The organism is Kitasatospora sp. NPDC059803, from assembly GCF_042732255.1.
Classification (GTDB): Bacteria; Actinomycetota; Actinomycetes; order Streptomycetales; family Streptomycetaceae; genus Kitasatospora.
On the sequence record NZ_JBHWIJ010000095.1, the window covers coordinates 3,267 to 14,959 of the forward strand.

Consider the following 11,693-nt stretch of genomic DNA (forward strand, 5'->3'; position numbering starts at 1 on the left):
CCCCGGCGGCCGCCCGCGGGGCCGCCCCCCCCCCCCCCCCCGCCCCTCTCGTGCGTCTTCAGGCCTTACTCGGTCAGGCTGCCGTCCACCTCGTCGGCCGCCTCGACCTCCTCCCGGGTGATGCCCAGCAGGTACAGCACAGTGTCCAGGAACGGCACGTTGACGGCGGTGTCGGCGGCCTCGCGCACCACCGGCTTGGCGTTGAACGCCACACCCAGCCCGGCCGCGTTCAGCATGTCCAGGTCGTTGGCGCCGTCGCCGATCGCCACCGTCTGCGACAGCGGCACCTTCGCCTGCTCGGCGAACCGGGCCAGCCAGCGGGCCTTGCCCGCGCGGTCCACGATCTCGCCGACCACCCGGCCGGTGAACTTGCCGTCCACCACCTCCAGGGTGTTGGCGGCCGCGAAGTCCAGCCCCAGCTCCTCGACCAGGTGGTCGGTGACCTGGGTGAACCCGCCCGACACCACCGCGACCTGGAAGCCCAGCCGCTGCAGGGTGCGGATCAGGGTGCGCGCCCCCGGCGTGAAACGGACCTCCGCGCGCACCTTCTCGGTCACCGAGGCGTCCAGCCCGGCCAGCAGCGAGACCCGGGCCCGCAGCGACTCGGCGAAGTCCAGCTCGCCGCGCATCGCCTGCGCCGTCACCTCGGCGACCTCCTCCTCGCAGCCCGCGTGGGCCGCGAACAGCTCGATCACCTCGTCCTGGATGAGCGTGGAGTCGACGTCCATCACCACCAGGCGCTTGGCCCGGCGCTCCAGCCCGGCCGCGACCACCGCGACGTCCACCCGCTGGGCGGCCGCCTCCTGGGCCAGCTCGGCCCGCAGCTCGTCGGTGGCCACACCGGACACGGCCAGCTCGACCGCCGTCACCGGGTACTTGGCGAGCCGGAACACGCGGTCGATGTTGCCGCCCGCCGCGGTGATCCGGGAGGTGAGCGCGGAGACGGCGGCGGAGGTCAGCGGATTGCCGAGCACGGTGACGTGCGAACGGCCCTCGCGGCGGGGCCGGTTGTCGCCGATGCCGGAGAGGATCTCGGCCTGGAGCTTCTGCTCCTCCGCCCAGCGGTGCACGGTGGCCCGCAGACCGCCCTCGGCGCCGGGAGCGGTGGGCGGGGTGACCAGTGCGCAGAGCGTGATGCGGCCACGGGTCACGACCTGTTCGATGTCGATCACGTCGACGGCGAAGCCGGCCAGGGTGGCGAAGAGGCCGGCGGTGATGCCGGGGCGGTCCTTGCCGAACACCTTGACGAGCAGGGTGCGCTCGTCCGCGGTCCGGGGCTGGGCGGCGGGGAGGGGCTCAGCGGCCAGGGGCGATGCGTTCATGGTGCCTCCCACGCTACCCGCCGGCCGGCGGGCCCAGAGCACCCGTCCCACGTCGCGGACGGGTGCCGGGTAGCAGCCTGGTCACAGTCACCCGGGGTGACTTTTATTGGCGGTCAGCAGGCTGGAATGATTCCCCCCGTCAGTTTCGGAAACATCGCACCCCTGGTCGGGGGCACAATTCGGGGGAACCGAGAGAGCGGGGCAGGCGCGCAGTGCCGCAACTCGTCATCGATATCAACGGACAGCAGCGGACTCTGGAGCCCGGGCGGTCCTACACCATCGGGCGCAACCCGCAGTCGGACTTCCCGTTCGACGACGCCAGGGTCTCCTGGCACCACGGGACCATCACCTTCAACGGCAGCGGCTGGCAGCTGGACGACCACGGCAGCACCAACGGCACCTACACGGCCGGTGCCCGGACGATGCAGGCCCAGTTGTTCCCCGGCGCCGTCGTCAACCTCGGCAACCCGGAGAACGGACCCCGGCTCGGCTTCTCCGCGCCCGCCCACGCCACCCCGCACGCCGCCGCCCCGCAGGCTCCCGCCTGGCACGAGGCCGCCACCAGCCGCAGCGCCGCGCCGACGCCCCAGCCGCCGGCCCCGCAGCAGGGCTGGTCGCCGCAGGCCCCCTACCCGCCGCAGCCCGAGCAGGCCTGGGCGGGCCGACCCCAGCCGCCGTTCCCGCAGCAACAGCAGCAGCACGCGCCCCAGCCCCAGCAGGGCGGCTTCCCGCAGCAGCAGGCCTTCCCGCCCGACCCGCAGGACGGCGCCGGCCCGCAGCCGACGATCATCCGCAACCTGACCGCCGCCATGCGCACCGTCCGGATCGGCCGCGCGCTCGACAACGACGTCGTGGTCTCCGACCTCCAGGTCTCCCGCCACCACGCCGAGCTGCGCCAGCTCCAGGACGGCCGCTACGAGATCGTCGACCTCGGCAGCCACAACGGGATCTTCCTCAACGGCCAGCGGGTGCAGCGCCAGCTGATGGGCCCGCAGGACCGGCTGACCGTCGGCCACTCCAGCTTCGTGCTGGTCGGCGACCAGCTGCAGGAGTTCGTCGACACCGGCGCGGTCTCCTTCTCCGCCCGCCACCTGACCGTCGAGGTCGAGCACAAGGGCGCCAAGAAGATCCTGCTCGACGACGTCAGCTTCGGCGTCCCGGAGAAGTCCCTGGTCGCCGTCATCGGCCCGTCCGGCTCCGGCAAGTCGACCCTGCTGCGCGCCCTCACCGGCTACCGCCCGGCCGACCGCGGCGAGGTCCTGTACGACGGCCGCAACCTCTACAAGCAGTTCGCCGAGCTCCGCTCGCGCATCGGCCTGGTGCCGCAGTCCGAGATCCTGCACAAGGAACTCACCGTCCGCACCGGCCTCAAGTACGCGGCCCAGCTGCGCTTCCCCGGCGACACCGAGGCGCGCGAACGCGCGGCCCGGATCGACGAGGTGCTGTACGAGCTGCGCCTGGACAAGCGCGCCGACAACAAGATCACCGCGCTCTCCGGCGGCCAGCAGAAGCGCGTCTCGGTCGCCCTGGAACTGCTCACCAAGCCGTCGCTGATCTTCCTGGACGAGCCCACCTCGGGCCTCGACCCGGGCATGGACCGCGAGGTCATGCAGATGCTGCGCGGTCTCGCCGACGACGGCCGCACCATCCTGGTCGTCACCCACTCGGTGGCCGAACTCGCGCTCTGCGACCGGCTGCTGGTGATGGCGCCGGGCGGCGCGGTGGCCTACTTCGGCCCGCCGGACGAGGCCCTGCACTTCTTCGGGTACGAGACCTGGGCGGACGTCTTCCAGGCCTTCGAGAACTACCCGGACCACGACTGGGCCGGCCGCTACCGCGGCTCGGTGCACTACCAGCAGTACTCCGCCCCCGACGTGGAGTCGGGCGAGGTGCAGCACGCCCAGGTCGCCCAGGAGGCCGTCCGGCCGCCGAAGCCGCAGAGCTGGGGCTCGCAGCTGTGGACGCTGATGCGCCGCTACATGTCGGTCCTCGCCTCGGACCGCGGCTTCCTGGCGCTGTCGGTGCTGCTGCCCGCCGTCATCGGCGCGGTCAGCGTGCTGGTCCCCAACGGGGCGGGCCTCGCGCCCAACCCGAACACGCAGCTCCACCTCAACAGCGGGGCCGCGACGATTCTCATGATCCTGGCGATCGGAGCCTGCTTCTCCGGAGCGGCCAACTCGGTCCGCGAGCTGATCAAGGAACGGGCCATCTACGAACGGGAACGGGCCACCGGGCTCTCCCGCTCGGCGTACATGATGTCCAAGATCATCGTGCTGGGCTTCTTCAGCGTGATCCAGGGTGCCATCGTCGCCGCGGTCGGCTTCCTGCCGCGCAAGCTCCCCGAGCACGGCCTGATCGTCAAGGACCTGCCGATCATCGAGATGACCATCGGCATGATCCTGCTCAGCTTCACCGCGATGATGTTCGGCCTGATGATCTCGGCCCTGGTCAAGACCGCCGAGAAGACCATGCCGCTGCTGGTCATGTTCGCCATCATCCAGGTCGTCTTCACCGGCTGCCTGTTCCAGCTCTTCGGCAAGCCCGGCCTGGAGCAGGCCGCCTGGCTGATGCCGGCCCGCTGGGGCACCGGCATCGTGGCCACCACACTGGACCTGTCCAAGCTCATGGGCCCCTGGAACAAGGACTTCCAGAACCCCCAGTACGACCCGCTGTGGACCAGCAGCGTCGCCCAGTGGGCGATCGACGCGGGCGCGCTGATCGCGATCTCGATCGTCATCGGCGTCATCGTCACCCGGCTCCAGCGCCGCCACGAGCCCGAGGTCATGCAGAAGGGCTGACCCCCTTCGCCCCGCCCGCCGAGGGGCGGCCCTCCCGTCACCGGAGAGCCGCCCCTCCTCCATTGCGCGGGCCCCGAGTCCTAGGTCCCCGGACCTGCGCCCACCCCGGCCGCGGACCGACGCGGCGGCGCCCGCTGCGGCGGTAGTTTGGCGGTATGCCCAGCACGCCCAGCGACCGCCGGAGCCCGGCCGGCCCGCACCTCGACCTGCGCGGCCCCGCCCGCCCGATGCCCGGCTGCGACCCCTGCCTGGCCGGCATCGAGGCGGTCAGCCAGGCGCTGCTCGCGATGAGCCGGCACCTGGAGGTCCGCGAGGTGCTGCGCCGCATCACCGCCTCCGCCCGTGACCTGCTCGGCGCCGAGTACGCGGCCCTGGGCGTGCCCGACGACCACGGCGGCTTCGCCCAGTTCGTCGTCGACGGCGTCACCGACGAGCAGTGGCGGGCGATCGGCCCGCTGCCCCGCCAGCACGGCGTCCTCGCCAAGATGCTGCACGAGACCGGCCCCACCCGGCTCGCCGACGTCCGCAAGGCCCCGGCCTTCGGCGGCTGGCCGGCCGCCCACCCCGAGATGGACGCCTTCCTCGGCATGCCCATCCTGGACGCCGAGGCCGCCGAGGACGAACCGCAGGTCACCGGCGTCATCTTCCTCGCCAACAAGCGCGGCGGCGGCCTGTTCACCGACCACGACGAGGAGCTGCTGCGGATACTCGCCGCGCACGCCGCCCTCGCCCTCTCCAACGCCCGCCTGTACGAGCGCAGCCGCGAACTCACCCTGGCCGGCGAACGCGCCCGCATCGCCCACGACCTGCACGACGCCGTCGCGCAGAAGCTCTTCTCGCTGCGGCTCACCGCCAAGGCCGCCGCCACGCTCGTCGACCGCGATCCGGCCCGGGCCCGCGCCGAACTCGCCGAGGTCGCCCGGCTCGCCGCCGAGGCCGCCGACGAACTGCGCGCCGTCGTCGTCGAACTGCGCCCCGCCGCCCTGGAGGAGGACGGGCTGAGCGCCACCCTCGCCTCCCAGGTGCAGGTCCTCGACCGGGCCCACACCGCGGACGTCGCCTTCGCCGCCGACGGCGTCCGCGCCCTGCCGCCCGCGCAGGAGGCCGCGCTGCTGCGGGTCGCCCAGGAGGCGCTGCACAACGCGCTGCGCCACTCCGGCGCGGGCCGCGTCACCGTCACCCTGGCCGGCACGCCCGGGCGCGGCGCCGTGCTGCGGGTGCGCGACGACGGGCACGGCTTCGACCCCGAGTCCGTCCGCCGGGCCGGGCGCCACCTCGGCCTGGCCTCGATGCGCGACCGCGCGGCCGCCGTCGGCGGCACGCTCACCCTGGAGTCCGCCCCCGGCCGGGGGACGCTCGTCGAGATGGAGGTCCCCGGTGCCTGACCGCACGCCCGACCGCACGCCGTCGATCCGCGTCCTGCTGGTCGACGACCACCAGGTGGTCCGCCGCGGGCTGCGCACCTTCCTGGAGGTCCAGGACGACATCGAGGTGGTCGGGGAGGCCGCCGACGGGGCCGAGGGCGTCGAGCGCGCCCGAGAACTCGACCCCGACGTCGTCCTGATGGACCTCAAGATGCCCGGCGTCGACGGCATCGAGGCGCTGCGCACGCTCAAGGGCGAGGGCAGCCGGGCCCGGATCCTGATCGTCACCAGCTTCACCGAGCACCGCACGATGGTCCCCGCGCTGCGGGCCGGCGCCGCCGGGTACGTCTACAAGGACGTCGACCCGGAGGCGCTGGCCGGCGCGATCCGCTCGGTGCACGCCGGCCACGTCCTGCTCCAGCCCGAACTGGCCGAGGCGCTGCTCGCCGACGACGGCCCGCGCGCCCCGCAGGGCCGCGGCGGCACCCTCACCGAACGCGAGCGCGAGGTCCTCGGCCACATCGCCGACGGCCGCTCCAACCGGGAGATCGCCCGCAGCCTGCACCTGTCGGAGAAGACGGTGAAGACCCACGTCTCCAACATTCTGATGAAGCTGGACCTGGCGGACCGGACCCAGGCGGCCCTGTGGGCCGTCCGCAACGGCGAGGCGCGGGACAGCGGCCCGTCCTAGCGGTCCGCGTGCTCCCGGTAGCTCAGCGGTCCGCGTGCTGAGCAGCTCTCGTACTCAGCGGTCCTCGCGCTCGTCGACCAGCGCGTTGTACGCCGCCACCTGCGCCCGCCGGGCGGTGCGCCGCAGCGGCGCCAGCACCGCCTGCCGCGCCGCCATCTCGGAGGCGCTGACCGCCGCGCCGTGCCCGCCCGCGGCGATCGCCAGCAGCGCCGACACCTGCCGGGCCGACTCCAGCACCCGCACCGCACGCGGCGGGTACCCGGGCGCCAGCAGTTCGGCGTGCCCGCGCCGGCGGTACGCCTCCAGCGCCCGCAGCGCCTCCGGCCCGGCGCCCGCCACGTCCAGCCGGGTCAGCAGGAGCGTCGCCTCGCGCAGCCCGTCGGCCAGCTCCCGTTCGGCCTCGTGCAGCGACGGGACGTCGGCCGGCGGTGTGTCGTTGGTCTCAAGGCAGCGCCACAGCACCGTCGCCGAACGGTCCCCGGCCGGGCCGAACACCTCCACCTCCGGCACCAGTCCGAGCGGGACGCCCACCGCCAGCACCGCCTCCCCGACGCCCATCGCCCGCTCGTTGAACGGCGCCGGACCGGTCAGCCCCAGCGGGTGCCCGGCGGACGGCAGCGCCAGTCGCAGGCCCTTCACCCCGAGCACCCGAAGCCGTCCCAGTGCCCAGGTGAGGCCGTGCCGTTCGCCCGGCCCGTCCCCGGGCAGCCCGGTCACCCGGTGGCTCTCGTCGTCGCCCAGCACGGCCGCGGCGGCGTTGTCCGGCGGCACCAGACCGGCCAGCAGGGCGTTGCCCCACGCGGTCAGCCGCCCCGAACGGGGTTCTTCGTACGGATTGTCGGGAGGAGTCGCGAGCATCCGGCCAGCCTACGGAATCGGCGGTCATCCGCGTGGCGTAGGTTTGCCCATGCGTGTGCGGCGCACCCACCCCGTGCCCACCGGCTGCCGGAGTAGGCTCGCCGCCCGCACCGACGGCCGAAATTCTTGTATTGGGGAAGGCGTAGGCATGAGCGACGTGCTGGAGCTGGTGGACGTATCCGTGGTCCGGGAGGGACGCGCGCTGGTCGACCAGGTCTCGTGGTCCATCTCCGAGGGGGAGCGCTGGGTCATCCTGGGCCCCAACGGCGCCGGGAAGACCACCCTGCTGCAGATCGCCGCCACCTACCTGTTCCCGACCGCGGGCAAGGTGTCGGTGCTGGGCGAGAAGCTGGGCGAGGTCGACGTCTTCGAGCTGCGCTCCCGGATCGGCCTGGCCGGCGCCGCCATGTTCGACAAGCTGCCGGCCGAGCAGACGGTGCTGCAGACCGTGCTGACCGCCGCCTACGGCATGACGGTCAGCTGGCAGGAGACCTACGAGCAGTTCGACGAGTCCCGCGCGCTCGCGCTGCTCGACCGGATGGGCATGTCCAACCTCACCGGCCGCAAGTTCGGCACCCTCTCCGAGGGCGAGCGCAAGCGCACCCTGATCGCCCGCGCCCTGATGACCGACCCCGAGCTGCTGCTGCTCGACGAGCCCGCGGCCGGCCTGGACCTCGGCGGCCGCGAGGACCTCGTCCGCCGGCTCGGCGCGCTCGCCCAGGACGAGTTCGCCCCGGCCATGGCGATGGTCACCCACCATGTCGAGGAGATCGCGCCGGGCTTCACCCACGTCCTGATGATCCGCCAGGGCAAGGTGCTCACCGCCGGTCCGATCGACACCGAGCTGACCGCCCGCAACCTCTCCAAGTGCTTCGGCCTACCGCTCACCCTGGAGCGCCACGGGGACCGCTGGTCCGCGCAGGGCCTGCCGCTGGGCTGAGCCCCCGTCCGCGCCTCGCACACGCCTCGCACGCACCTCGCACGCTCCGATGTCGTCGGGTTTCCGGGGACCGGTCGCACGCGCGACCGGTTTCCGCCCCACGACCTGCGGGAACTGTCCGCCTCGAAGGCCCTTCGCTCCCTAGGATGGACACGTGGACAGCTGGATCTGGTGGCTCCTGGCCGCCGTCGGGCTCGGCATACCGCTGGTGCTGACCGCGATGCCGGAGTTCGCCATGTTCGCGATCGGTGCGCTGGCGGCCGCCGGGGTGGCCGGGCTGGGCGGAGGCGCGGTCTGGGAGACCCTGGTCTTCATCGCGGTCTCGGTCTCGCTGCTGGTCTTCGTCCGCCCGATCGCCTACCGGCAACTGCGGCAGGGCCCGCACATCAAGATGGGCATCGAGGCGCTCCAGGGCGCCACCGCGGTCGTCGCGGAAACCGTCGACGGGGAGGGCGGACGGATCAAGCTGAACGGCGAGATCTGGTCGGCCCGCGCGCTCCACCCGGACAGCGTGTACCAACCGGGGCAGCAGGTCGACGTCGTCGAAATCCAGGGCGCGACCGCCCTGGTCGTCTAGGGGAGAGTCCGTGGAACCCGTCCTTATCGTTTTGGTCGTCCTGGTCGTGGTGGCCTTCATCGCGCTGATCAAGACGATCCAGGTCATCCCGCAGGCCAGCGCCGCGATCGTGGAGCGCTTCGGCCGCTACACCCGGACGCTCAACGCAGGCCTGAACATCGTCGTCCCGTTCATCGACCGGGTCCGCAACCGGATCGACCTGCGCGAGCAGGTCGTGCCGTTCCCGCCGCAGCCGGTGATCACCCAGGACAACCTGGTGGTCAACATCGACACGGTGATCTACTACCAGGTCACCGACCCGCGCGCGGCCACCTACGAGGTCGCCAGCTACATCCAGGCCATCGAGCAGCTGACCGTCACCACGCTGCGCAACATCATCGGCTCGATGGACCTCGAATCCACCCTGACCTCGCGCGAGGTCATCAACGCCGGTCTGCGCGGCGTCCTGGACGAGGCCACCGGCAAGTGGGGCATCCGGGTCAACCGCGTCGAGCTGAAGGCGATCGAGCCGCCCACCTCCATCCAGGACTCGATGGAGAAGCAGATGCGCGCCGACCGTGACAAGCGCGCCGCGATCCTCACCGCCGAGGGCCAGCGGCAGGCCCAGATCCTCAAGGCCGAGGGTGAGAAGCAGGCCGACGTGCTCCGGGCCGAGGGTGAGGCGCAGGCCGCGGTGCTGCGCGCCGACGGTGAGGCGGCCGCGATCCGGACGGTCTTCGAGGCCATCCACGACGGCGACGCCGACCAGAAGCTGCTCGCCTACCAGTACCTGCAGACCCTGCCCGAGCTGGCCAAGGGCGACTCCAACAAGCTCTGGATCATCCCCAGCGAGGTCGGCGACGCCCTCAAGGGCCTCGGCGGCGCCTTCGGCGGGCTGACCGGAAACCCCGGCATCAACGGCGGCGCGGTCGCCGCCCCGAGCGTGCCGCCGGCGGCCCCCGCGGCCACCCAGGTGCCGCTCGACCCGGCGGCTGGCCCGCGCCCGGTGGACACCGAGAAGGGTGCCGCCCGCCCCCGGGTGGACCCGGCCCGTGAGTACCGCAAGATCGACCCGGAGTGACCGGCTGAACCGTCCGGCCCCGGGGGGGGGCGCCCCCCCCCCAAAGCCTACGTTGCTGCAGCGGCGTTAGCCTACTGCCTGCTCACGGTAGCGCACGATCTTGACGAACTCGTCGGCGTCCAGCGAGGCACCGCCGATCAGGCCGCCGTCGATGTCGGGCTTGGCCATCAGACCGGCCGCGCTCGACGACTTCACCGAACCGCCGTACAGCACGCGGACCTTGTCGGCCAGCTCGGCGTCGTACAGCTCGGCGATCCGCCTGCGGATGGCGGCGCAGACCTCCTGCGCGTCCTCCGGGGTGGCCACCTCGCCGGTGCCGATCGCCCAGACCGGCTCGTAGGCGACCACGATGGACTCGGCCTGGTGGGCCGGGATGTCCGCCAGGGCGCCGTCCAGCTGGGCGAGGGTGTGCTCGACGTGGGTGCCGGCCTTGCGGACGTCCAGCGGCTCGCCGATGCACAGGATCGGGGTGATCCCGGCCCGGTAGGCGGCCTTGACCTTGGTGTTGACGATCGCCTCGTCCTCACCGTGGTACTGGCGGCGCTCCGAGTGGCCGATCACCGCGAAGGTGCACTTCAGCTTGGCCAGCATCGGGCCGGAGACCTCGCCGGTGTAGGCACCGGAGTCGTGCTGCGAGATGTCCTGCGAGCCGTACTTGATCTTCAGCTTGTCGCCGTCGACCAGGGTCTGCACCGAACGCAGGTCGGTGAACGGCACCAGGACGGCGACCTCGACGGCCGCGTAGTCCTTGTCGGCCAGCGCGAAGGCCAGCTTCTGGGTGTGCTGGATGGCCTCAAGGTGGTTGAGGTTCATCTTCCAGTTGCCCGCCATCAGCGGGAGACGCTCAGTCATTGCTTTCAGCCTTCCAGGGCGGCGAGACCGGGGAGGGTCTTGCCCTCCAGGTACTCGAGGCTGGCGCCACCGCCGGTCGAGATGTGTCCGAATGCGTTCTCGTCGAAGCCCAGGATGCGGACGGCCGCGGCGGAGTCGCCGCCGCCGACCACGGTGAACGCGTCGCTGTCGAGCAGCGCCTGGGCCACGGCCTTGGTGCCGTTCGCGTAGTCAGGGTGCTCGAAGACACCCATCGGGCCGTTCCAGAACACGGTGCCCGCGTCGGCCAGCTTCGCCGCGTACAGCTCGCGGGTCTTCGGGCCGATGTCCAGGCCCTCCTGGTCGGCCGGGATCGCGTCCGCGGCGACGAGCGAGGGGTTGGCCGGGGCCTTGGTCTTGAGGTCGGGGAACTCCGCCGACACCAGGACGTCCACCGGCAGGACGAACTCGACGCCCGTCGCCTCGGCGCGCTTCAGGTAGTCCAGGACGACCGGGATCTGGTCCTCCTGCAGCAGCGAGATGCCGACCTCGTGGCCCTTGGCCTTGAGGAAGGTGTACGCCATGCCGCCGCCGATCAGGATCCGGTCGGCCTTCTTCAGCAGGTTGTCGATCACGCCGAGCTTGTCGGAGACCTTGGCGCCGCCGAGCACGACCACGTACGGGCGCGCGACCTCCTCGGTGAGCTTCTTGAGCACACCGACCTCGGTGGCGATCAGGTCGCCGGCCGCGTGCGGCAGCAGGCCGGGCAGGTCGTAGACCGAGGCGTGCTTGCGGTGCACGGCGCCGAAGCCGTCGCCGACGTACAGGTCCGCGAGGGCGGCCAGCTGCTCGGCGAAGGCCTTGCGCTCGGCGTCGTCCTTGCTGGTCTCGCCGGCGTTGAAGCGCAGGTTCTCCAGCAGCGCGACCTCGCCGTCGCCCAGCGCGGCCACGGTGGACTCGGCGCTCTCGCCCACGGTGTCGGTGGCGAAGGCGACGTTCTTGCCGAGGATCTCGCCGAGGCGCACGGCCGCCGGGGCCAGCGAGAACGTCGGGTCCGGCGCACCCTTCGGGCGGCCGAGGTGGGAGGCGACGACGACCCGGGCGCCGCGCGCGACGAGCTTGGCGATGGTCGGGGCGGCGGGGGGGGGCCGGCCGGGGGGGGTGGTGGGCGGCCCCGCGGGGGGGCCGGGGGGCCCCCCGCGCCCCCGGCGCCCCGGCCCGCGGCGCCGGGGCGGCCGCCCCGCCCCGCGACCCGGTCCCGCTCGGCGGTGCC

Annotated in this window: 10 protein-coding genes; 6 read left to right on the forward strand and 4 right to left on the reverse strand. The window is 72.6% G+C overall.

Features of this window, described 5'->3' with window-relative positions; all coding sequences use genetic code 11:
* Positions 1 to 65 precede the first annotated feature (65 nt).
* Positions 66 to 1,322, reverse strand: a complete 1,257-nt coding sequence (serB, locus tag ACFV6I_RS17400) for a phosphoserine phosphatase SerB (protein ID WP_063349632.1) — start codon at positions 1,320 to 1,322, stop codon at positions 66 to 68.
* Between the two features lie 212 nt (positions 1,323 to 1,534).
* Between serB and ACFV6I_RS17405 the strand changes: the two genes are divergently transcribed.
* From ACFV6I_RS17405 to ACFV6I_RS17415, 3 genes are all read left to right on the forward strand, one after another.
* Positions 1,535 to 4,120, forward strand: coding sequence for an FHA domain-containing protein (locus tag ACFV6I_RS17405; RefSeq protein ID WP_380426125.1), 2,586 nt, complete (start codon positions 1,535 to 1,537; stop codon positions 4,118 to 4,120).
* A 227-nt stretch (positions 4,121 to 4,347) separates the two neighbouring features.
* Entirely contained in the window at positions 4,348 to 5,505 is a 1,158-nt protein-coding gene (locus tag ACFV6I_RS17410) for a GAF domain-containing sensor histidine kinase (protein WP_380426134.1), read from the forward strand.
* Complete coding sequence (locus ACFV6I_RS17415) at positions 5,498 to 6,175, forward strand: response regulator (protein WP_380426127.1); 678 nt, start codon at positions 5,498 to 5,500, stop codon at positions 6,173 to 6,175. The genes ACFV6I_RS17410 and ACFV6I_RS17415 overlap by 8 nt, the downstream gene beginning before the upstream one ends.
* Before the next feature lie 54 nt (positions 6,176 to 6,229).
* Here the strand turns inward: ACFV6I_RS17415 and ACFV6I_RS17420 are convergent, their stop codons facing one another.
* Complete coding sequence (locus ACFV6I_RS17420; RefSeq protein WP_063349635.1) at positions 6,230 to 7,033, reverse strand: hypothetical protein; 804 nt, start codon at positions 7,031 to 7,033, stop codon at positions 6,230 to 6,232.
* A gap of 148 nt (positions 7,034 to 7,181) precedes the next feature.
* Here ACFV6I_RS17420 and ACFV6I_RS17425 point away from each other — a divergent pair, with 148 nt between their 5' ends.
* From ACFV6I_RS17425 to ACFV6I_RS17435, 3 genes are all read left to right on the forward strand, one after another.
* The gene (locus ACFV6I_RS17425; protein WP_063349636.1) at positions 7,182 to 7,973 is read left to right on the forward strand and encodes an ABC transporter ATP-binding protein; all 792 of its coding nucleotides are present in this window, start codon (positions 7,182 to 7,184) and stop codon (positions 7,971 to 7,973) included.
* 166 nt (positions 7,974 to 8,139) lie between these two features.
* Positions 8,140 to 8,550, forward strand: a complete 411-nt coding sequence (locus ACFV6I_RS17430; RefSeq protein ID WP_350887590.1) for an NfeD family protein — start codon at positions 8,140 to 8,142, stop codon at positions 8,548 to 8,550.
* A 10-nt stretch (positions 8,551 to 8,560) separates the two neighbouring features.
* Positions 8,561 to 9,610: an SPFH domain-containing protein gene (locus ACFV6I_RS17435; RefSeq protein ID WP_063349637.1), complete on the forward strand. Its 1,050-nt coding sequence runs from the start codon at positions 8,561 to 8,563 to the stop codon at positions 9,608 to 9,610.
* 66 nt (positions 9,611 to 9,676) lie between these two features.
* Here ACFV6I_RS17435 and tpiA read toward each other — a convergent pair whose 3' ends face one another.
* Together tpiA and ACFV6I_RS17445 are read right to left on the reverse strand one after the other, a co-directional pair.
* Positions 9,677 to 10,462, reverse strand: a complete 786-nt coding sequence (tpiA, locus tag ACFV6I_RS17440) for a triose-phosphate isomerase (RefSeq protein WP_063349508.1) — start codon at positions 10,460 to 10,462, stop codon at positions 9,677 to 9,679.
* Positions 10,463 to 10,467: 5 nt separating this feature from the next.
* On the reverse strand, positions 10,468 to 11,693 hold a 1,226-nt coding region (locus ACFV6I_RS17445; protein ID WP_380426129.1), incomplete at its 5' end, for a phosphoglycerate kinase.